Raw genomic sequence first — 20,399 nt, forward strand, 5'->3', positions numbered from 1 at the left:
CTCAGGAGCTCAGCCGCTCGACGGCCGCGTCGATGCGCTCGTCCGTCGCGGTGAGGGCGACGCGCACGTGCTTGCCGCCGGCCGGGCCGTAGAACGTGCCCGGGGCGACGAGGATGCCGCGGTCGGCGAGCCAGGCCACGGTGTCCAACGCGGGTTCGCCGCGCGAGGACCACAGGTACAGGCCCGCTTCGGAGTGGGAGATCTCGAAACCGTTGTCCTGCAACGCCTTCCGCAGCACGAGCCGGCGGCGGGCGTAGCGCTCGCGCTGCGCGGCCGCGGCTTCGTCGTCGGTGAGGGCGGCGACCATGGCCTCCTGCACCGGCCGCGGGACGATCATGCCCGCGTGCTTGCGGATCTCCAGCAGCCGCTTGACCAGCTTCGGGTCGCCGGTGATGAACCCGGCGCGGTAGCTGGCGAGGTTCGCCGACTTCGAGAGCGAGTGCAGGGCCAGCAGCCCGTCGAGCCGTCCACGGTGGACGGACGGGTGCAGCACCGACACGGGCTCGGCGTCCCACGCGAGGGAGAGGTAGCACTCGTCGGAGGCGACGATGACGTCGCGCTCACGCGCCCACTCGACGACCTTGCGCAGGTGCTCGACGGGCAGCACCTTGCCGGTCGGGTTCGACGGCGAGTTGAGCCAGATCATCGCCGGGCGCTGCGGGCCGAGCTGCGTGAGCCCGTCGGCGCGCACGACGTCGGCACCCGCCAGGAGCGCGCCCACCTCGTACGTCGGGTACGCGAGCTCGGGGATCACCACCAGGTCACCCGGACCGAAGCCGAGCATCCGCGGCAGCCAGGCCACGGCCTCTTTCGACCCGATGGTCGGCAGCACGGCGTCGGTCTCGAGGCCCGTGACGCCGTACCGCCGGCCGAGCGACTCGACCGCGGCGGCCCGCAGCGCGGGCGTGCCGTGGGTGGCCGGGTACCCCGGGATGTCCGAAACCGAGGCCAGCGCTTCGCGGATTCCGGCCGGAACCGGGTCCACGGGCGTGCCGACGGAGAGGTCGACGATCCCGCCGGGATGCGCCTGCGCGCGGGCTTTGACTTCGGCGAGCGAATCCCAGGGGAAGTCGGGCAGTGCGCGAGTCGTCATTCGCCCTGCGGGGGCAGCGCCTTGATGAAGGCGGGGTCGTGATCGGTCTTGCCCACCTTGGAGGCACCGCCCGGCGAGCCGAGCGTGTCGAAAAAGTCGACGTTCGCCTTGGTGTAGTCGGACCAGTTGTCGGGGACGTCGTCCTCGTAGTAGATGGCCTCGACCGGGCAGACCGGTTCGCAGGCGCCGCAGTCGACGCACTCGTCGGGGTGGATGTACAGCATCCGCTCGCCCTCGTAGATGCAGTCCACGGGGCACTCGTCGATACACGCCTTGTCGAGCACGTCGACGCAGGGCTCGGCGATCACGTAGGTCACTGCGCACTCCTGCTTTTCTCTAGAGCCAGTCCCTCTGGGACATTACGCGCTTGCCGCACCGCAGGTCCTGCTTAGGCAACCCTTAGCCATACCCCCGGTATGGCCCTGAATGCCCCGCTCAGCGGTCCCGTCGCCGGGGCTGCGGAGCATTGCGCGCGTCGCCGGTGATCGTGAAGCCGGGACCGGCGGGCTTCGCGGTGCCGTCCTCGCTCTTCTTCGTTTCCTTGATCGTCCTGGCGAAACCGTCCGCGATCTCGTTGACCAGGTCGTCGTTGTGCCGGTCGTCCTTGCGCGCGTAGCTCATCGGTTCTCCCTGCGAAAATGGGGCCGCGGCCGCGGTGCCGCCTCCGACACAATCTAACCGTGAACGACTCGGAAATGCTCGAACTCGTGTGTGCGCGGGCCTGGCCACCGGTGGTCGACGAACCCCTCGGCGAGTGGCGGCTGCGCTGGGCCGACGGCTTCACCGGGCGCGCGAACAGCGCACTCGCCGTGGGCGACCCCGGCCGTGGCGTGCCCGCCGCGTTGGCGGCCGTCTGTGACTTCGCCCACGATCGGAGGATCCCGCCGGTCGTCCAGGTGATCCAGGACAGCGACCTCGAACGCGCGGTTGCCGCCGCGGGCTGGGCCGAGTGGACCGAACACCCCGCGGGGTACCAGGTGTCGGTGCTCGTCGGGCCGTTGCCAGACGGGCCCGCGGGTGCGGCCGAGGTGCTCGACGAACCGACGTCCGGCTGGTGGGAACTGACGGCCGAGCACCCCGAGCCGGGCGCGGCCGAGCGCCACGTGCTGGCCACGGGGAAGATCGGCTACGGCGTGGTGGACGTCGCTGCGGGCGCCACCGCCGGAGCGGTGCGGGGCGCCGTCGTGGACGAGTGGCTGCACGTCTCGCGGCTGGCCGTGCGGCCGGAGTTCCGCCGCCGCGGGCTCGCGTCGGCGCTGATGAACGCGCTGGCCTCCTGGGGCCGCGAACACGGCGCGGACAAGTGGGTGCTGCAGGTGGCCGTCGGCAACGAGGGCGCGTTGCAGCTCTATTCCGCGCTCGGCTGTACGGAGCACCACAGGTACCGCTACTGGGGTCCGGGACCCGGCGCGTGCGAGGATGCGCAGTCGTGAAGATCGTCGTTCTGGTCGGTGGAGTGGGCGGGGCGCGCTTCCTGCTCGGGGTGAAGACCGCGCTGGGCCTGCCCGCGACGGGCGAGCCGGACGAGCCGTCGCCACACGAGGTCACCGCGCTGGTGAACACCGGTGACGACGTGTGGATGCACGGCCTGCGCATCTGCCCCGACCTCGACACCTGCATGTACACCCTCGGCGGCGGCATCGACACCGAACGCGGCTGGGGCCACGAGGGCGAGACGTGGGTGGTCAAGGAGGAGCTCGCCGCGTACGGCGCAGAGCCGACGTGGTTCGGGCTGGGAGACAAGGACATCGCGACGCACCTGATCCGCTCGCGGATGCTGCGCGCGGGCTACCCGCTCTCGGCCGTCACCGAGGCGCTGTGCGACCGCTGGCGCCCCGGCGTGCGGCTGCTGCCGATGACCGACGACCGCGTGGAGACCCACGTCGTCATCGACGACCCGGACCAGCCGGAGCAGCGGAAGGCGATCCACTTCCAGGAGTGGTGGGTGCGCTACCAGGCCGGCCCGCCGGCGCACTCGATCGTCGCGGTCGGCAACGACGAGGCGAAACCGGGCCCGGGCGTGCTCGAGGCCCTGGCCGAGGCCGACGTGGTGCTGTTCGCGCCGTCGAACCCGGTGGTGAGCGTGGGGACGACGCTGGGGGTGCCGGGCGTGCGCGAAGCACTGCGGAAGTCGCCGGCCAAGGTCGTCGGGGTGTCGCCGATCATCGGCGGCAAGGCGCTGCGCGGCATGGCCGACGCGTGCCTCACCGCGATCGGTGTGGAGACCTCCGCCGAAGCCGTCGGCCGGCACTACGGCGCGCGGTCCGAGGGCGGGGTGCTCGACGGCTGGCTCGTCGCCGAGGAGGACCACGACGTGACGGTGCCGGGCGTGTCCGTGCGCGCGGTGCCGCTGCTGATGTCCGATGTGGACGCGACCGCCGCGATGGTGCGGGCGGCCCTGGATGTTGCGGGAGTACCCGGTGTCTGAGTTCAAGGACCACGCTTCGGCGAAGGTCGAGATCCTGCCCGTGACCGGGCTGCCGGAGTTCCGGCCAGGCGACGACCTGACGGGTGCGCTGGTGGCCGCGGCGCCGTGGCTGCGCTCCGGCGACGTCGTGGTGGTGACCAGCAAGGTCGTGTCGAAGACCGAGGGCAGGCTCGTGCGCGTGCCGAGCGAACCGGAGGCCCGCGACGCCGCGCGGCGTGAGCTGATCGAGCAGGAGACCGTGCGGGTCGTCGCGCGGGTCGCGCGCACGGTGATCACGGAGAACCCGCTGGGGATCGTGCAGGCGGCGTCGGGCATCGACGCGTCGAACGTGCAGGGCGACGAGGTCGCGCTGCTGCCCGCGGATCCGGACGCGTCGGCGCGGGCGCTGCGCGGCGGGCTGCGCGAACGCCTCGGTGTCGAGGTCGCCGTGGTCATCACCGACACCATGGGCCGCGCGTGGCGGATCGGCCAGATCGACGCGGCGATCGGCTCGTCGGGCGTGCGCGTGCTGCACGGCTACGCCGGCCAGGTGGACTCGCAGGGCAACGAACTCGCCGTCACCGAGATCGCGGTGGCCGACGAACTGGCCGCCGCCGCGGACCTCGTGAAGGGCAAGCTCGGCGGGCTGCCGGTCGCGGTCGTGCGCGGGCTGGACATCGCCGACGACGGCTCGACCGCGCGTGACCTGGTGCGGCCCGTCGACGAAGACCTGTTCCGCCTGGGCACCGCCGAAGCCCTGGCGCAGGGCCGGCGCGAGGCGGTGCCGAACCGGCGCTCCGTGCGGGCGTTCTCCGACGAGCCGGTGGATCCTTCGGCACTGCGGCGCGCCGTCGCATCGGCGCTGACCGCGCCCGCGCCGCACCACACGCACCCCGTGCGGTTCGTCTGGTTGCGCGACCACGGCCTGCGCACGAAGCTGCTCGACGCCATGCGCGAGTCGTGGCGCGCGGACCTCTCGGGCGACGAGTTCACGCCGTCGCAGATCGAGAAACGCTTGTCGCGCGGGGACATCCTGTACCGCGCGCCGGAGGTCGTGATCCCGTTCCTCGTGCCCGAGGGCGCCCACACCTACCGCGACGAGCGGCGGAACGCTTGTGAGCACACGATGTTCACCGTCGCCGCCGGTGCGGCGGTGCAGGGTCTGCTGGTGTCCCTGGCGGCCGAGGAGCTGGGCTCGTGCTGGATCGGGTCCACGATCTTCGCGGCGGACCTCGTGCGCTCGACGCTGGGGCTGGACTCGCGCTGGGAGCCGCTCGGCGCCGTCGCGATCGGGCACCCGTTGGAAACGCCGCCGATCCGTGAGCCGGGCTCGCCAGGGGAAGGACTCGTGGAGCTGTGACCTTGCACGCGGACGCCGTCGCGACGCTCACTTCGTGGACGCCCTCGGCGCCTTCACAAGAGTCCCTGCGCCAGGCGTACCTCGGTTTCTTGGCCGCACGGGACGATTCGGTTCAGCGCTCATGCGCGGCCGGGCACCTCACGGCGTCGGCGGTGGTCCTCGACTCGACGGGCACGCAGGTCCTGCTGACGCTCCACCCGCGCGTCGGCCGCTGGCTGCAGCTGGGCGGGCACTGCGAACCGTCCGACCCGTCGCTCGCGGCCGCGGCCCTGCGGGAGGCGACGGAGGAGTCGGGCATTCCGGACCTGACGATCGGTTCCGCGCCCGTCCACCTGGACGTCCACCCGATCACGTGCTCGCTGGGCGTCCCGACCCGACACTTCGACGTGCGCTACGCGGTCACCGCACCGGCCGGCGCCACCCCCGTGCGCAGCTCGGAGTCCGACGACCTCCGCTGGTGGCCGATCGACGCGCTGCCCGCCGGGTCCGAGGATCTGACGGAACTGATCACAGCAGCCACTTCGTCCCGTTAGGGTGGCGGGCGTGTTCCACGAACGCCCGCACCTGCACCTCGGCGACGGCGGCTTCGTGAGCGGCTGGGTCGTCGCCGTCGGATTCGCGCTCGCGTTCGTGCTGGTCGTCGTGGGTGTCGTGGTGAGCCTGCGCCGGAAGCGCCGCAAGTGATCTCTGGAGGTTCCCGGTGACCGTCAGCTACGACAGCGCCTCCCCCGTGCCCCCGTACGAACAAGTCCGGTCGTCCATCGCGGCGCAGATCAACGACGGGACGCTCGCGGTCGGGGCGAAGCTCCCGACGGTCCGCGCCCTCGCCGCCGAGCTGGGCGTCGCGCCGAACACCGTCGCGCGCGCCTACCGCGAACTCGAGGAGGCCGGGCTGCTCGAAACCCGCGGCCGGGCAGGCAGTTTCGTGGGCGCTTCGGGCGACGAGTCCCGCTCACGGGCTCGCCTCGCCGCCGCGGACTACGCCACCGTGACGCGGCAGCTGGGATTGCCGGCGGAGGAAGCGCTGGCCATCGTCGAGGCCGCTCTCCGCTGACGTCGCGCGCACTCCCCTCCGTCCCCCTACGATGACCTTCAGCCCGGGGAGGGAGCTTTCCTGTGTACGCCATTCGACCTTGGCACGTGCTCGTCCTGCTGCTCCTGGCGGGCGTCACCGTGGCGGTCGTGGTGGCCGTGCAGGCGTCGAACAAGCGGAAGCAACCGCCGGTTCCGCCGCCGTGGCAAGGGATGCAGCCGCCGGGATATCCGCCGGGGTATCCACAGCAGCCCGGGTATCCGCGGGGGTATCCACAGCAGGGTTTTCCGCCCGGTCAGCAACCGCCGCCGGGATATCCGCAGCAGCTTGGGCAGCCGCCACAGGATTTCCGCCGGGGCCAGCCGTACGGTACGTACCCCGGGCAACCGCCGATGGCGCCAGGTCAGAACCCGGCGCCGCAGTACGGGCAGTACTCGCCACCGCAGCACTACGGGCAATATGCGCCACCGCAACCGCCGGCGCAGCCGGGCCGGCCGCAGCCGATGCAGCCGGGTCAGGATCCGCCGCAGTCGAACCAGCCGCTCGGCGGCGAGCCGGAGCACCTCCCGGCGCCGGGCGTGTCGGGTCCGCTTGGCTCCGAGAACGGGCAGGAGGCGCCATAACGTGTTGCACCTCTTGATCAGGGTGCTGGTGGTCGCTGCAGTCGTGGCTGGGGTAGTGGCTTTGGTCAAGTACGTCGATCGGAAGCCGAACCAACCACAGCCGCCGTACTACCCGGATCCGCAGCAGTTCCAGCCGCAGGTGTTCCCGACCCAGTAACCGGCACAGGAGCAACCTGGGCAATCCGGGCAGTATCCGGCTCCGCCGTTCTCGATGGCGCCGGGCCAGTACCCAGGGCAGCAACCGATGCCACCGGGCGAGTACCCGCCGCCGCAGTACGGGCAGTAGTCGCTATCGCAACAGCCGACGCGAACGGGCCAGCAGCCGATGCAGCCGGGTCAGGATCCGCCGCGGCCGCCGGCGGGGGCTGACCGCGGCGAACGCCGAAAGGAACCTTCATGAGCATTACCAACCTGATCATCCCGATCGTGCTGGTCGTCGTGCTGGTGGTGATCCTCGTGCTGAAGTTCGCCGTGGGGCGGAAGCCGAACGAGCCGAAGCAGCAATTCCCGGCGCAGCAACAGTACCCGGCGCAGCAGCAGTACCCGCCGATGCAGCAGCCCGGACCGTACCCGCAGCAGCGGGCGGCGCAGGGGTGGCAGCCGAATCCGTCGCAGCAACAGCCGATCCCCGGCCAGTACCCACAGCAGCAGCCGGCGCCGCAGGTGCAGTACCCGCAGCAGCCAAGCCAGGAACCGCAGCAGCCGGCCGCGCAGGACCAGCAGCCGCCGCGGTAAGACCTACATCGCGCGGTAGTCGCGGAGTTCGATGCGGGGCCCGAACCTCGGCGCCCGCGCGCCGCACGCCTCCAGGTAGCGCACGGCGCGTTGGCGTTGCGGGGCGTAGGGCGCGAGCAGCTCCGCCATCTCCTCGTCGTCGATGCGGCGGCCCAGCAGCGTGTGGCCGACCATGTTCGGGATGTTGTAGTCGCCGAAGCTGACCGCGTCCGGGTCGCCCCAGGCGCGCTGGGCGATTTCCGCCGCGGTCCAGACGCCGATGCCCGGGACCTTGCGCAGCAGGGCTCGGCCGGAAGAGCCCCGCAGGGCCACGGCTTCCTCGAGGCGGGGCGCGACGCGGGCGGCGTTGATCAGCGCCGTCCGCCGTTTCAGGTCGACGCCGATGCGGTGCCAGTTCCAGTCCACAATGGAGCGAATCGCCACCGGCGACGGGGGCACGCGCAGAAAGGCCGGCCCCGGACCCGGTGCCCGCGTGCCGAACCACCGGCACAGCTCCGCCCACGAGCGGATCGCCTCCTTGCCGGACACCTTCTGCTCCAGCACGGCCAGCACGAGCGAGTCCCACACGCGCCGCGTCGAGCCGAGGCGCAGGCCGGGGGTTGCTCGGCGCGCCGTGGCGACCGCGGAATGGTGGGCGACAAAACCGGAGTCGTCGTCTTCGGCGCCCAGCAGCGAGGGCACGCCGTCGAGCAGGAAATCGGCGCCGGCGCCCCACGCCTCCGCTTCGACCACACCGTCGGGACGGCGCAGCAGAGCCAGGGTCCCGGCTCCGGAAGGGGTGTTGGCGGCCAGCCACCACACGCCGCGCTCGCCGCGGAAGTTCAGCGAGCCGCGGCCACGGCTGAGCGGACTGAGCACGGCGGCCAAGTCCAGCGCGAAGGACGGGCGCCACTCGATCATGCGTCGCTCGAGAACCGGATGGCGCCGTCGGCGAGGCTGACGCCGGGCCAAACGCGGGCGCCGTCGAGGAGTTCGCAGCCCGCACCGACGGACGCGCCGTCGCCGATCACCACGCCGCGCAGCACCGCGTCGGCGCCGACGCGCGCGCCGCGGCCCAGCACCGAACGCTCCACAATGGCCCCGGCGTCGACCACGGCTTCGTCGAACACGACCGAGCCGTCGACCGTCGCCCCGGCACCGATCACGGCCTTCGCACCGACGGTCGTACCACCCGACAACACCGCCGAGGACGCGACGGAAGCACCGTCCAGCACCAGGGACGAGCCGGTCGGGCCCACGAGCGCGGATGTCGGCGCGATCCCGCGCACCAGGTCCGCGCTCCCCCGCACGAACGCCTCCGGCGTGCCGACGTCGAGCCAGTACGAGGAATCGACGAATCCGTGCAGGTGCGCGCCGTCGGCGAGCAGTCCGGGGAACGTCTCGCGCTCGACCGACACGCGCCGGCCCGCCGGAATGGTCTCGACCACCGAGCGGCGGAAGACGTAGCAGCCGGCGTTGATCTGGTCCGTCGGCGGGTTCGGCGCCTTCTCCAGGAACGCCTGCACGCGCCCGTTCTCGTCGGTGGGCACGGACCCGAAGCGGCTCGGGTCGGGCACCCGCTGCAGGTGCAGGGTGACGTCGGCGCCGGAGTCCACATGGGTCCGCAGCTGTTCGCGCAGGTCGGCGCCGGAGAGGATGTCGCCGTTGAAGATGATCACGTGCTCGGCGCGCAGCTTGTCGTACACGTTGCGGATCGCGCCACCCGTGTCGAGCGGTTCGTCCTCCACCACGTATTCGAGCTCGAGCCCGTGGGCCGACCCGTCGCCGAAGTACTCCTCGAACACCTCCGCGCGGTACGACGTGCCGAGCACGACGTGGCGGATCCCGGCCGCGCGGATTCGCGAGAACAGGTGACTCAAGTACGGAGTGCCGGCCGTCGGCAGCATCGGCTTCGGCGCGGACAGGGTGAGCGGCCGCAGCCGGGTGCCCTTGCCCCCGACCAGCACGACGGCGTCGACCTCGAGCTCGGACGTCACGGAAACTCCTCAAAATTCTGTTGTATCACGCACCGCTGGGCGACAAGCCGCGGGAAACGTGGGCGGCGACGCCCCCGAGGGCCTACCCTAGACACGAAACAGGTGGGCCTTTCCCGAGAGGCCCTGGGTCAGTCGGGAGGCCGAGGGGAAATGGACCCCCGCGATCGCGCGGACGCTTTGCTCGCACGCGCTCGTTCCCGCGGCGCCTTCGTGGTGACGCCGGACAACATGACGTCGCCGATGGACGCCTCCAACACGCAGCAGATCCCCAGAGCCGTGGTCAAGGAGCTCGACCAGCAAGATCCCGACACGACCACGCAGCTGCCGGCGTCGCTGATCGAGGAGAACGACGAGCACCCGCTGGCGAAGCAGACGTCGACGCAGCCGCTCGCGACTCCCGCTCCGCAGGTGACCACGCCGCTCGTGCCGCGACCGCAGGCCGCGCCGGTGGCGAGCCCGCTCAAGGAGCAGGCCGACGAGGAGCTGACCGGGCTGGTCCCGACGATCAAGCAGAACAGCGGCCGGTCGAACCTCTCCCGTCGGCTCGACGGGCTGTGATCAAGCGCCTTCGAGCTTGACGCGCACAGCCAGGCCGAGTTTCACCGCCGCGAGCACGGGCTTCCACCGCAGGCCCGGGTGCCGATCGGCGAGGTAGCGGTAGGCGCTGGCGTGGTGCGCGCGCAGCATTTTCTTCGACACGCGCGCCGTCGACACGCCGCCGATGTGCATGACGCTCGACGAGGGCGCGTAGACGTTCAGCCAGCCGGCCTTGCCCAGGCGGTCGCCGAGGTCGACGTCTTCGAAGTACATGAAGTAGCGCGTGTCGAAGCCGCCGACGGAGTCGAACGCCTCCCGCCGGAACAGCTGGCACGACCCGGACAGCCACTCCGACGTGCGCTCGACCGGCGTCGCGTTCTCCTGGCGGTACTGGCGCGTCCACGGGTTACCCGGCCAGACCTTCGAGAACACGGCGTGGCCGATCCCGCGCCCGAACGACGGCAGCAGCCGCGCGGACGGGTAGACGGTGCCGTCGAGGTCGTGGATCAGCGGCCCGAACGCGCCCCCGCGCGGCCACCGCTTCGCGACCTCCAGCAGCGCGTCGAGCGACCCCGGCTCCCACTCGAGGTCCGGGTTGACCACCACGACCCACCCGTAGCTGTCGTCGAGCGCCGCGACGCCCCGGTTGGCGGCCGTCCCGTACCCCACGTTTTCGCCGATGCTGACCAGCTGCACGTTCTCCCGCCCGGCCGCCTTCTCCGGCGCGCCGTCCGTGGACGCGTTGTCGGCGACCACCACGCGCACGTCCCGGTCGGTCGCCTTGTCGAGCGTGTCGAGGAACTTCTCGAGCGTCTCGCCGGCGAAGTACGTCACGGTCACGACGGCCAGGTTGTCGCCGTAGCTGCGGGGCTCAGTCACCGCGCCATTGTCCCCCGCTCACCCACGGCAACGGAGACCGATCGACCCTGTCACCGAGGGTGACGCAGGAGCCGCGAGAATGATCGGATTTCAGTGCACGCCTTCGTCGACGAATCGCCCCGCAACCGCCAGTTTCTCCTCTGCGCGACCGCCGTCGAACCAGCCGCCTCGGCCTGACGCGGCGCGCGTTGACCGGACTGCTGCTCCGTGGTGCACGCGAACTTCACTTCAAGAAAGAGAAGGACCCGCGGCGAAGGCAACTCATCATCAGATCGCGAAGCTGCCGGTCTCGGTTCGGATATACACCTCGTCGTGCATGCCCAAGACCGAAGAGGCCGTACGCCGGCGATGCCTGCGCCGCGTTGCCGCGGACTTGCTCGATCCGGCGCGCACCGGCTGGTGCCGGACAGCCGTGATCACCGAGACGCACACGATCACCGGACGCCATGGCGAACCCTGGGAGCGAGGCCGTCGAAAACCGAACTGACCTACGAACACCTCGACTCGACGCTGGAACCCATCCTGTGGATCTCCGACGCCGTGGCCTGGTGCTTCGGAGCGGGCGGCGGCTGGGCACAACGCGCCGCGCGGCTGGCGGAAGCGCACATCAAGCCCGGAAAAGGCGAAGAGCCTGCGAGACGACCGTCCGGACGCGTCTCAGGCTCTCATACTCAGTCCTACGGGGACCTCGCATGATCACGCTAGCACGAGTCGTAACAAACCCGGGCCCGGTCAGCGGGTGCGGAGGTGGCGGTCCCAAGCCTTCGCGTATGCCTCCCGGTGCCGTTCCGCCGTGGTGGCCCACGAGAACTCCTTCGCGCGCTCCTGGGCGGCCGCCGAGAGGAACGCGCGGCGGGTGGGGTCGGCGAGGAGTTCGGTGATCGCCGCGGCCACGTCACCGGCGCCGACGCCGCAGTAGGCGACGGCGTCGCCGCCGACCTCGGGCAGCGACAGGCGGCGAGTGGTCAGCACGGCGGCGCCGCAGGCCATGGCTTCGAGCACGGGCAAGCCGAAGCCCTCGCCCAAGGACGGGTAGGCCACGAGTTCAGCCCCGCCGAGGAAACCGGCCAGCGTGCCGAAGGGCAGGTACCCCGCCCGGATCACGCGCAGCCGGTGCGGCACCGCGTCCAGGGCGCGCTCCACCTGCGTGTCCCAGCCCGGCTGGCCGGCCAGCACGAGCGCCGGCGCGTCACGCTGACCGGCGACGGCCCGGGCGTAGCCGCGGATCAGCGCCGGCACGTTCTTGCGGGGCTCGAGTGCCCCGAGGAACGCCAGGTACGGCGTGCGCCCGATGCCGACGGCCGCGCGCGCCGCGGCGATCTCCTCGGGCGACGGCGGGTGAAAACGTTCCGAGTCGACGCCGTGGTGGATGATTTCCAAATCCGCGTGCCGCAGCGGGCTCACGCGGGCCAGCTCCACGGCCGTCGCCTGGCTCGGGACGACGCAGAGCGTCGCGCGGCGCAGGGCGGCCACCGTCCACGCGCGGAAGAAGCGGGCCTTCACCGACGAGTGCAGCACGGGGTCGGTGAAGAACGTCGCGTCGTGCAACGTCACGACCGACGCAGCACCGCTCGCGAGCGGCATCGTGTAGTGCGGCGAGTGCACGACGTCGGCGGCGAGCTTGCGCACCAGGCGCGGCAGCGTCGCTTGTTCCCAGGTCAGGCGGGCTGTCCGGGTCGACGTCGCGGGTGACGCGGGCACCACCCGGGCCCCCGGCGCGAGCCGGTCGTAAAGCGACAGGTCCCGCGGCTGGCACACCACCGTGAGCCGCGCGCCGTCCTGATCGAGCGCCGCGACGAGCGAATCCACGTACCGGCCGACGCCACCCCGGTCCGCGGGCACCGCGGTCGCATCGATCAGCACACGGGGATCACCGGTCACGTGAGCAGAGTACGGCGATCACCCAGCGCGCCGGTGAGGAACTCTCCAATTCCTGCCTCGGCTTGCTCTTTCTGGCTGTGTTATCGGCCTCGGCTGTGTGTTATGGCCTCGGCCGTGCTTACTGCCTCGGCTCCGCCGAGGCGGCGAGATCGCTTCGACCCGGCTTCTTCCCTCCCGATCCCCCCCGGCCCCGGGGGCCGAGGACATCGCTCAGTCCAGAAGCCGGCGCGATCTCGCACGGGGTGCAACGTCGCCGCCAGCTCACGCCGTTCCCAGGGCAAAGCCACCCCCACGTCCGCCGACGGTGAGCGGACCACACCGCTGCCGCCGAGAACGCAGGACCGCTGCGCTTACTGCCTCGGCTCCGCCGAGGCGGCGAGATCGCTTCGACCCGGCTTCTTCCCTCCCTATCCCCCCGGCCCCGGGGGCCGAGGACATCGCTCAGTCCAGAAGCCGGCGCGATCTCGCACGGGGTGCAACGTCGCCGCCAGCTCACGCCGTTGCCAGGGCAAACCACCCCCACACCCGCCGACGGGGAGCGGACCACACCGCTGCCACCGAGAACACAGAACCGCCGCAAGCCGGCGAGATCGCGGCGCACAAAGCCGAGGGCAGCGCTCACACCGAACCCTCCAACACGCGGCCCGCACTAGGCCGGCGCTGACATCACGTCCGCCGCCCGCGGGCAGCCCACACCGCTGCCACCGAAAAGGCAGGACCGCCGCAACCCGACAACATCGCGGCACGCACGGGCGAGGGCGGCACAAGGATCGAGACCTCGAACACACGATCCGCACCGGGCTGGGCCCGACATCACGGACGCCCCCGCTGGGCGAACCACACCGCTGCCACCGAGAAGGCAGAACCGCCGCAAGCCGGCGAGACCGCGGCGCGCGAGGCCGAGGGCGGCATCAGGGTCGAGCGATCCAACGCACGGCGCACCGGGTCGTCGCCGACATCACGTGCGCCGGCGGTGGGCGGACCACACGGCTTCGGCGGCGGCGCGCCAGGTGAACTCGCGCGCCCGTTCGCGGCCGAGGCGCACGAGCTCCGAAGCGCGGTCACGAGATCCCAGCACCTCGCGCAGACCGGCCGCGAGCGCCGTGGCGTCCCCGCGCGGCACGACGACCCCCGCGCCGCCCGCGACCTCGACCAGCGCCGGAACGTCGGTGTGCACCACCGGGACCCCCGACGCCATCGCCTCCAGCAGCGGCAGGCCGAAGCCCTCCGCGAGGCTCGGCACGGCCAGCACGCTCGCGCCCCGCAGCGCGGTCGCCAGCTCGGCGTCGGTGACCTTGCCCAGCACGTGCACGTCGGTCAGCCCGCGCGACGCGGCCAGCCGCACCGGGTCGAGGCCGCCCCAGCCGGGCTGGCCGGCCAGCACCAGTGCCACGTCGCCGACCTCGGCGACGGCGTCGATCAGCACGTCGATGCCCTTGCGCGGCTCGATGGTCCCGACCGCGAGCACGTACTTCGACGGCAGGTCCAGAGGAGCGTCACCCGTCGGCACGGTCACGCCGTGCGGCACGACGCGCACCGGCACCGTCACGTCCACCAGCACGGCCAGCTCGTCGGCCACCGCGCGCGTGGGCACGATCAGCCCCGACGCCCGCCGTGCGGCGCGCGCGATCATCGACCGGTGCCAGCTCACGCCGCGGGTCGTCAGGGTCTCCGGGTGCGTCCACGGCACGGTGTCGTGCACGGTCACCGTCATCGTCTTGCCCGCGGGCGGACGCGGCGGCGCGAACGGCGTGGGCGCGTGCACGGCGTCACCGCCCGGCCACCACGGCAGGCCGAGCTGCCACAACCCCACGAGAACACGCGGCGGAAAGGGCAGCACGTGCGGTCCGTCGACGCCCTCAAGCCGGGCAGCGGACACGTCGCGGTGGCGCGCGACCACGCTCGACACGGTCCACCCGGGTGGCGCGGTGCGCGCCAGCGCGGGCAGCAGCTCGGCGGTGTAGCGGCCCGTCCCACCGGGGACGGGGGCGAGCAGCTGCTCTGCGAGCACGACCAGTTGGGGCACGCCGCTATTGTCACCCAGGTGACCAGCGCGGAACCCGGCACCACCGTCGTCGTGGTCACCTGGCGTGGGGCAGCTCACGTCACGGCCTGCCTCGACGCCCTCGCCGCCCAGACCCGTCCACATCGGACGCTCGTCGTCGACAACGCCTCCGACGACGGCACGGCCGCCCTCCTCGCCGCGCACCCGTCGCGGCCCGAAGTCGTGCGGCTGAGGCGGAACACCGGTTACGCGGGCGCGATGGCCGAAGCCCTCCGCCGCGTCGAGACGCCGCAGATGGCCTGGCTGAACGACGACGCCGCGCCCGAACCGACGTGGCTCGCCGAGCTCGAGGACACCTTCGCCGAGCAACCGCTCGCCGCCGCCGTGACCTCGCACCTGGAGCTGGCCGACGGCACCACGCAGTCCACGGGTGTCCGCCTCACCGCCGACGGCCACGGCGCCGATCTCACCGAACCGGCCGTCGAGGTGTTCGGCTTCTGCGGCGGCGCCGCCCTGCTGCGGACCGAGGCCGTGCGCGCGGTCGGCGGGGTGCCCGCGAGCTTCTTCTGCTACTACGAGGACACCGACACCGCGTGGCGGCTGCGGCTGGCCGGCTGGCACGTCGTGGCGGCGCCGAAGGCCCGCGTCCGCCACCTCCACGGCGCCAGCACGAAGCCCGGCTCGCCGCTGTTCCACCGGTGGAACGAGCGCAACCGCCTCCTCATGCTCCTGCGCTGCGCGCCGGCGGCCGTCGCCGCGCGGGAGGTCCTGCGCTTCGCCGTGATCACGGCCCTGCTGCCCCTGCGCCGCCGCAAGCCCGGCGCGGCCAACTTCCAGGTCGGCCTCCGCGTCCGCGTGCTGGCCGAAGTGCTCACGCGGCTGCCGTCGGCGCTGCGCGAGCGCAAGCGCATCGACGAGGTCACAGCGCTCGGCCGAGGGGCGATCTGGGACGCGTGGGCGGGCCTTTAAGCTGGGCGAGGCCCGACATCACGGACAGGAGCTCGTCTTGGCTCAGGGGGAACCGCTGCCGCTCGTCTCGGTGATCGTCGTGAACTACCGCGGCGCCGAAGACACGATCACCTGCCTGCGGGCGCTGTCCTCCGACCTGGACTACGAGCACGTCGAGCTGATCTGCGTCGACAACGCGTCCGGTGGTGACGACGCGGAGCGCATCCGCGCCGCCGTGCCGGGTGCAACCGTGCTCGAGTCGCCGGTCAACCGCGGCTTCGCCGGCGGTTGCAATTTCGGCGCGCGGCACGCGAACGGCACCGTGCTCGCCTTCCTCAACAACGACGCTCGCCCGGCGCCCGCGTGGGTCTCCGCGGCCGTCGCCCAGCTGCAGGCGCAGCCGACCGTCGCCGCGGTGGCGAGCAAGGTCATCGACTGGGAGGGCACCGGCACCGACTTCGTCGACGCGGGCCTGACCTGGTTCGGCATGGGCTACAAGCGCCACGCGGGCAGCCCGCTGGCCGACGTGCCCGAGGCCGAGCGCGACGTGGCCAAGGACGTGCTCTTCGGCACCGGCTCGGCGATGTTCGTGCGCGCTTCGGTGTTCGCCGAGCTCGGCGGGTTCGACGAGCGGTTCTTCATGTTCTACGAGGACGTCGACCTCGGCTGGCGGCTCAACCTCCGCGGCTGGCGGGTGCGGTACGTACCCGAGTCACTCGCCTACCACCGCCACCACGGCACGATGTCGGCCGTCGACGCGCCGGAGACCGGCCGCGAGACGTTCCTGCTCGAGCGCAACGCGCTGGCCGCGCTGTACAAGAACCTCTCGGACGAATCGCTCGCCAAGGCGCTGCCCGCGGCGCTGGCGCTGGCCGTGCGGCGGGCCACCGCGCGCGGTGGGCTGGACCCCGAGCAGCTCAACCTCGAAAAGGGCGTCGGGCCGGTGGAGACGGACGACGTCGCGGTGCCGCGGACGACGCTGGCGGGCGTGCTGGCGATCGACCGGTTCGTGGAGCTGATGCCGTCGCTGGCCGAGTCGCGCGCCGTCGAGCAGGCGGCGCGCACTCGCTCGGACGCCGACCTGCTTCCGTTGCTGCGCAAGGCTTTGGAGCCCGCGTACCCACTGCCGGACTACCTGCGGGCCCACGAGATCCTCGTCGAAGCGTTCGGCATCGAGGAGGTGTTCGGCCAGCGGCGCCGGATCCTCGTGCTCACCGGTGACTCGATCACCGAGCGCATGGCCGGCCCGGCGATCCGCGCGTGGAACATCGCGGCGACGCTCGCCGCCGAGCACGACGTGCACCTGATCACCACGAACCCGCTGCTGTCGGCGCCGCCCGCGGCGTTCAAGGTCAGCTCGGGCAAGTTCCGCGATCTCGAAGCGCCCGTCGAGTGGGCCGACGTCGTGATCCTGCAGGGCCACGTGCTGGAGCTCGCGCCGACGCTGAAGCGCCGGCACGCGAACAAGATCGTGGTCGCCGACGTCTACGACCCCATGCACCTGGAACTGCTCGAACAGGGCAAGGGCGTGGCCGACGACCAGCGCGCGCTCGACCTCGCAGGCGTCACGAAGGTGCTCGACGCGCAGCTGGAGCGTGCCGACTTCTTCCTCTGCGCGTCGGAGCGGCAGCGCCACTTCTGGCTCGGGCACCTCGCCGCGCTGGGCCGGCTGTCGCCGCGCCTCTACGACGCGGACCCGACCACGCAGTCGCTGCTTGCGGTCGTGCCGTTCGGGTTGTCGCCGCAGGCGCCCGTGCGCACCGGCCCCGGCCTGCGGGCCTCGCTGGGTCTCGGCGAATCGGACAAGGTGGTGCTCTGGGCCGGCGGCGTGTACAGCTGGTTCGACCCGCTGACCCTGATCCGCGCCATGGATCTCATGCGCCGGAACCGGGACGACGCGCGGCTCGTGTTCCTCGGTATGAAGCACCCGAACCCCGAGGTGGCCGAGATGGACATCGGCGCTCGCACCATCCGCCTGTCCGACTCGCTCGGGCTCACCGACAAGCACGTGTTCTTCAACGAGCAGTGGGTGCCCTACGGCGAGCGCCAGAACTGGCTGCTCGACGCGAACTGCGGTGTGACCACGCACTACGAGCACGTCGAGACCACGTTCGCGTTCCGCACGCGCGTGCTCGACTACCTGTGGGCAGGGCTGCCGATCGTCACCACGGACGGTGACGCGTTCGCCGATCTCGTTAGGACAGAGCGGCTCGGGGTAGTCGTGCCGGCCGAGGACGCCGAGGCACTGGCCGCCGCGCTGGAGAAGGCGCTGTACGACGAGGAGTTCTCGGCGGGCTGCGTCGAGCGGATCGCGGAGGTCGCGCGCCGGTACGCGTGGCCGGAGGCGCTGAAGCCGCTGGTGGAGTTCTGCCGCGACCCGCGCCCGGCCGCCGACCGGCTGCCGGGCGGCGCGGACCTCACCACCACGGCGCCGGTGCGCGGCGGCGCGCTGGTCCGCCGCGACCTGGACCTCGTGCGTGAGTACCTCGCACAGGGCGGTCCGGGTGAGCTGGCGCGGCGCGTCGGCGGGCGGGTCGTCAAGGTCGCGCGGAACCGGCTGAACCGTGGCTGACCGACCGCTTCGCGTGCTGCTCGACGGCACCCCGCTCCTCGGCTCCCGCACGGGCATCGGCCGCTACACGGCCGCGCTGAGCGAGGAGCTCGCGTCGATGTCCGAAGTGGATCCCCGCGCGGTCGCGTTCACCTTGCGCGGCTGGCGAAAGCTGCGCGGTGTGCTGCCCCACGGCGCGCGGGCCCGCGGCATGCCCGTGCCCGCGCGGCTACTGCGCCGGGCGTGGCTTCGTTCGCAGCTGCCGCCGGTCGAACTGTTCGCCGGCCCCACCGACGTCGTCCACGGCACCAACTTCGTGCTGCCCGGCCGGTTCCGGGCAGCCGGCGTGCTGACGATCCACGACCTGGCTTTCCTGGACGCGCCGGGGGAACTCGCGCCGTCCGACCGCTCCCTGCCGGAGCTGGTGCGCCGCGGCGCCCACCGCGCCGACGTCATCTGCACCCCGACGGCCGCCGTCGCCGACTCCGTGGCCGAGCGCCTGGACGTCTCCCGCGACAAGATCGTGGTCACCCCGCTGGGCGTCAATCCGGCGTGGTTCACCGCCCGCCCCCCGGACGACGGCCAGCGCGCGAAGCTGCGCCTGCCCGACAAGTACCTGCTCTTCGCCGGCGCCGCCGGCCCGCGCAAGGGCCTCGACTGGCTCGCCCGCGCCCACGCCTCCGCGCCCGACCTGCCACCCCTGGTCTTCGCCGGCCCCGGCCCGTTCCCCCGCCTGCCCCGCTCGGGCCAGACGGGCTACCTGTCCGATGTGGACCTCCGCACCGTCGTCGCCGGCGCCGCCGCCCTGGTCCTGCCGTCCCGCGACGAAGGTTTCGGCCTGCCCGTCCTGGAAGCCATGGCCTCCGACGTCCCGGTCGTCTGCACCGACATCCCCGCCCTGCGCGAGGTCGCCGGCCCCTGCGCCACCCTCATCCCCTACGACGACGTCGACGCCCTCGCCGCCGCCCTCCGCCAGGCTGTCGAAGACCCCCACGCCACCGCCACCTCGACAGCCCGCCGCACCCACGCATCCGGCTTCACCTGGCGCCGCTGCGCCACCCAAACCGTCGAGGCCTACCACCGCGCCGCCAACCGTTAAGCAGACGGCACACAGCGGCACACCGCGCACAGCGCACAACCACACGTCGACGGCCACCGCACCACCACTGCTGCTACTGCACAAACACCGCCAGCGCACCACAGCGCCACACCACCAGCGCACCAACACCGCCACAGCACCAAGGCGAGGGAACCACCCAGCCCCCTCCCTGCACCTCGATCCCCGCCCTCCACACGGCACGGAACCCCTTGTCAAGGTACGTTTTCCCGCCTTGACAAGGGGTTCCGTGCCGTAGTGACAATCAAAGATCGGGGTGTGTCTCCCCAGCCCCCAGCGCAACATCGCCCCAGGGCGACGAGCCGCCCGCGCCCCGACGAACCACCCGCGCCCCAGAGAACATCTCCCCGAGAACGACGAACCCACTCACTCCGCAAAATACGCGGACAACGCCTCCCGCCAATTCCTCAACGGCTTCAACCCCGCCGCCCGCCAGGAAGCATTCGACAACACCGAATACTTCGGCCGAGGCGCCGGCCGCGGAAACTCCTCCGTCGTACAAGCCCCGACCCGCTCCGGATCCGCCCCGATCTCCTCGAAGATCGCCCGCGCGAACCCCCACCACGAAGTCTCCCCAGCCCCGGTGCAATGCAGCACCCGAGACTCCGGCCCCTCCCCCGCAGCAATCCGCCGGGCCAACTCGACCAACCCACCGGCCAGATCAGCAGCCCACGTCGGCGAGCCCACCTGATCGTCCACAACGGTCAGCTGCTCGCGCTCCCCCTCCAGCCGCTGGATCGTCTTCACGAAATTGGCCCCGTGCTTCCCGTAAACCCAGCTGGTCCGCACCACCCAGGCCGACGCCCCCGACCCCAGCACCGCGTCCTCCCCGGCGGCCTTGGTCCGCCCGTACGCGCCCAGCGGCCTCAGCGCATCCGTCGCCTCGTACGGCGAGGAACCATCACCGGGGAACACGTAATCCGTCGAGACGTGCACCAACGGCACCCGCCGCGACGAACAGACCGCGGCCAGCACCCGGGGCCCGTCGGCGTTCACCGCGAACGCACGCACCTCGTCCGCCTCAGCGGCATCAACCGAGGTGTACGCCGACGCGTTCACCACGATCGGAACCGCACCGGAGGCGGCCGCGCGCGAAACCAGCGCGTCCACCGCGACCACCACGGATCCGGCCGACCGCACATCCAGCTCCGCCGAAGCCGGCGCGACCACCTCCAGCTCGGGACCCGCGAGCGCCGCCAGGTCCCGGCCGAGCTGACCGGAACCGCCGGGTACGAGCAGCGCCAGCCGCACCGT

At 72.0% G+C, this 20,399-nt stretch carries 22 protein-coding genes; 13 read left to right on the forward strand and 9 right to left on the reverse strand.

The genetic code is table 11. From position 1 onward, the window contains the following. Position 1: 1 nt before the first annotated feature. From dapC to I6J71_RS38925, 3 genes are all read right to left on the reverse strand, one after another. A complete protein-coding gene (gene dapC / locus I6J71_RS38915) occupies positions 2-1,093 on the reverse strand; it encodes a succinyldiaminopimelate transaminase (protein ID WP_204091423.1) in 1,092 nt (363 codons plus the stop codon). Next, positions 1,090-1,410, reverse strand: a complete 321-nt coding sequence (fdxA, locus tag I6J71_RS38920; protein WP_204091424.1) for a ferredoxin — start codon at positions 1,408-1,410, stop codon at positions 1,090-1,092. Before fdxA ends, dapC begins: the two co-directional genes overlap by 4 nt. Positions 1,411-1,528: 118 nt before the next feature. Beyond that, positions 1,529-1,714 (reverse strand): hypothetical protein, encoded by a 186-nt coding sequence (locus I6J71_RS38925; protein ID WP_204091425.1) that lies wholly within the window; start codon positions 1,712-1,714, stop codon positions 1,529-1,531. A gap of 59 nt (positions 1,715-1,773) precedes the next feature. Here I6J71_RS38925 and I6J71_RS38930 point away from each other — a divergent pair, with 59 nt between their 5' ends. From I6J71_RS38930 to I6J71_RS38965, 8 genes are all read left to right on the forward strand, one after another. Continuing rightward, on the forward strand, positions 1,774-2,526 hold the full coding sequence (locus I6J71_RS38930) for an N-acetyltransferase (RefSeq protein ID WP_239154162.1): 753 nt from the start codon (positions 1,774-1,776) through the stop codon (positions 2,524-2,526). Further along, positions 2,523-3,521 carry a 2-phospho-L-lactate transferase gene (gene cofD / locus I6J71_RS38935; protein ID WP_204091426.1) on the forward strand — a complete coding sequence of 333 codons (999 nt, stop codon included), beginning with the start codon at positions 2,523-2,525 and terminating at the stop codon, positions 3,519-3,521. The genes I6J71_RS38930 and cofD overlap by 4 nt, the downstream gene beginning before the upstream one ends. Then, complete coding sequence (locus tag I6J71_RS38940; RefSeq protein ID WP_204091427.1) at positions 3,496-4,860, forward strand: coenzyme F420-0:L-glutamate ligase; 1,365 nt, start codon at positions 3,496-3,498, stop codon at positions 4,858-4,860. Before cofD ends, I6J71_RS38940 begins: the two co-directional genes overlap by 26 nt. Beyond that, on the forward strand, positions 4,857-5,393 hold the full coding sequence (locus I6J71_RS38945; protein WP_204091428.1) for an NUDIX hydrolase: 537 nt from the start codon (positions 4,857-4,859) through the stop codon (positions 5,391-5,393). The genes I6J71_RS38940 and I6J71_RS38945 overlap by 4 nt, the downstream gene beginning before the upstream one ends. A 10-nt stretch (positions 5,394-5,403) precedes the next feature. Further along, on the forward strand, positions 5,404-5,544 hold the full coding sequence (locus I6J71_RS38950; RefSeq protein WP_204091429.1) for a hypothetical protein: 141 nt from the start codon (positions 5,404-5,406) through the stop codon (positions 5,542-5,544). Positions 5,545-5,560: 16 nt separating this feature from the next. Continuing rightward, positions 5,561-5,914 carry a GntR family transcriptional regulator gene (locus I6J71_RS38955; RefSeq protein ID WP_204091430.1) on the forward strand — a complete coding sequence of 118 codons (354 nt, stop codon included), beginning with the start codon at positions 5,561-5,563 and terminating at the stop codon, positions 5,912-5,914. A 62-nt stretch (positions 5,915-5,976) separates the two neighbouring features. Continuing rightward, positions 5,977-6,516: a hypothetical protein gene (locus tag I6J71_RS38960; protein ID WP_204091431.1), complete on the forward strand. Its 540-nt coding sequence runs from the start codon at positions 5,977-5,979 to the stop codon at positions 6,514-6,516. A 396-nt stretch (positions 6,517-6,912) separates the two neighbouring features. Then, entirely contained in the window at positions 6,913-7,251 is a 339-nt protein-coding gene (locus I6J71_RS38965; protein WP_204091432.1) for a hypothetical protein, read from the forward strand. Positions 7,252-7,254: 3 nt separating this feature from the next. Here the strand turns inward: I6J71_RS38965 and I6J71_RS38970 are convergent, their stop codons facing one another. Both I6J71_RS38970 and I6J71_RS38975 read right to left on the reverse strand, forming a co-directional pair. Beyond that, positions 7,255-8,148: a DNA-3-methyladenine glycosylase gene (locus I6J71_RS38970; protein WP_204097454.1), complete on the reverse strand. Its 894-nt coding sequence runs from the start codon at positions 8,146-8,148 to the stop codon at positions 7,255-7,257. After that, positions 8,148-9,227, reverse strand: coding sequence for a sugar phosphate nucleotidyltransferase (locus I6J71_RS38975; RefSeq protein ID WP_204091433.1), 1,080 nt, complete (start codon positions 9,225-9,227; stop codon positions 8,148-8,150). Before I6J71_RS38975 ends, I6J71_RS38970 begins: the two co-directional genes overlap by 1 nt. A 150-nt stretch (positions 9,228-9,377) precedes the next feature. On the opposite strand from I6J71_RS38975, the gene I6J71_RS38980 reads away from it, so the two are divergent. Continuing rightward, a complete protein-coding gene (locus I6J71_RS38980) occupies positions 9,378-9,785 on the forward strand; it encodes a hypothetical protein (protein WP_204091434.1) in 408 nt (135 codons plus the stop codon). Here I6J71_RS38980 and I6J71_RS38985 read toward each other — a convergent pair whose 3' ends face one another. Then, positions 9,786-10,643, reverse strand: coding sequence for a glycosyltransferase family 2 protein (locus I6J71_RS38985; protein WP_204091435.1), 858 nt, complete (start codon positions 10,641-10,643; stop codon positions 9,786-9,788). Between the two features lie 316 nt (positions 10,644-10,959). Here I6J71_RS38985 and I6J71_RS38990 point away from each other — a divergent pair, with 316 nt between their 5' ends. After that, the gene (locus I6J71_RS38990) at positions 10,960-11,130 is read left to right on the forward strand and encodes a hypothetical protein (RefSeq protein WP_204091436.1); all 171 of its coding nucleotides are present in this window, start codon (positions 10,960-10,962) and stop codon (positions 11,128-11,130) included. A 245-nt stretch (positions 11,131-11,375) separates the two neighbouring features. On the opposite strand, the gene I6J71_RS38995 is transcribed toward I6J71_RS38990, so the two are convergent. Beyond that, positions 11,376-12,506: a glycosyltransferase family 1 protein gene (locus tag I6J71_RS38995; RefSeq protein WP_204097455.1), complete on the reverse strand. Its 1,131-nt coding sequence runs from the start codon at positions 12,504-12,506 to the stop codon at positions 11,376-11,378. A gap of 976 nt (positions 12,507-13,482) precedes the next feature. Then, entirely contained in the window at positions 13,483-14,550 is a 1,068-nt protein-coding gene (locus I6J71_RS39000) for a glycosyltransferase family 1 protein (protein ID WP_204091437.1), read from the reverse strand. Positions 14,551-14,568: 18 nt separating this feature from the next. On the opposite strand from I6J71_RS39000, the gene I6J71_RS39005 reads away from it, so the two are divergent. From I6J71_RS39005 to I6J71_RS39015, 3 genes are read left to right on the forward strand one after another with little or no spacing between them, the layout of a single operon-like run. Beyond that, positions 14,569-15,498: a glycosyltransferase family 2 protein gene (locus I6J71_RS39005; RefSeq protein WP_204091438.1), complete on the forward strand. Its 930-nt coding sequence runs from the start codon at positions 14,569-14,571 to the stop codon at positions 15,496-15,498. A 37-nt stretch (positions 15,499-15,535) separates the two neighbouring features. Next, positions 15,536-18,049 carry a glycosyltransferase gene (locus I6J71_RS39010; protein ID WP_204091439.1) on the forward strand — a complete coding sequence of 838 codons (2,514 nt, stop codon included), beginning with the start codon at positions 15,536-15,538 and terminating at the stop codon, positions 18,047-18,049. After that, on the forward strand, positions 18,042-19,127 hold the full coding sequence (locus tag I6J71_RS39015) for a glycosyltransferase family 1 protein (RefSeq protein ID WP_204091440.1): 1,086 nt from the start codon (positions 18,042-18,044) through the stop codon (positions 19,125-19,127). Before I6J71_RS39010 ends, I6J71_RS39015 begins: the two co-directional genes overlap by 8 nt. Before the next feature lie 384 nt (positions 19,128-19,511). Here I6J71_RS39015 and rfbD read toward each other — a convergent pair whose 3' ends face one another. After that, entirely contained in the window at positions 19,512-20,396 is an 885-nt protein-coding gene (gene rfbD / locus I6J71_RS39020) for a dTDP-4-dehydrorhamnose reductase (RefSeq protein WP_204097456.1), read from the reverse strand. Positions 20,397-20,399: the final 3 nt, after the last annotated feature.

This window comes from Amycolatopsis sp. FDAARGOS 1241 (assembly GCF_016889705.1).
Taxonomy (GTDB): Bacteria; Actinomycetota; Actinomycetes; order Mycobacteriales; family Pseudonocardiaceae; genus Amycolatopsis.

What these genes read in the sequence shown, in the direction of transcription:
- dapC (WP_204091423.1), bottom strand. Translation starts at nt 1,093, where the DNA reads ATGACGACTCGCGCACTGCCCGACTTCCCCTGGGATTCGCTCGCCGAA.
- I6J71_RS38925 (WP_204091425.1), bottom strand. Translation starts at nt 1,714, where the DNA reads ATGAGCTACGCGCGCAAGGACGACCGGCACAACGACGACCTGGTCAAC.
- I6J71_RS38940 (WP_204091427.1), top strand. Translation starts at nt 3,496, where the DNA reads ATGTTGCGGGAGTACCCGGTGTCTGAGTTCAAGGACCACGCTTCGGCG.
- I6J71_RS38965 (WP_204091432.1), top strand. Translation starts at nt 6,913, where the DNA reads ATGAGCATTACCAACCTGATCATCCCGATCGTGCTGGTCGTCGTGCTG.
- I6J71_RS38980 (WP_204091434.1), top strand. Translation starts at nt 9,378, where the DNA reads ATGGACCCCCGCGATCGCGCGGACGCTTTGCTCGCACGCGCTCGTTCC.
- I6J71_RS38990 (WP_204091436.1), top strand. Translation starts at nt 10,960, where the DNA reads ATGCCCAAGACCGAAGAGGCCGTACGCCGGCGATGCCTGCGCCGCGTT.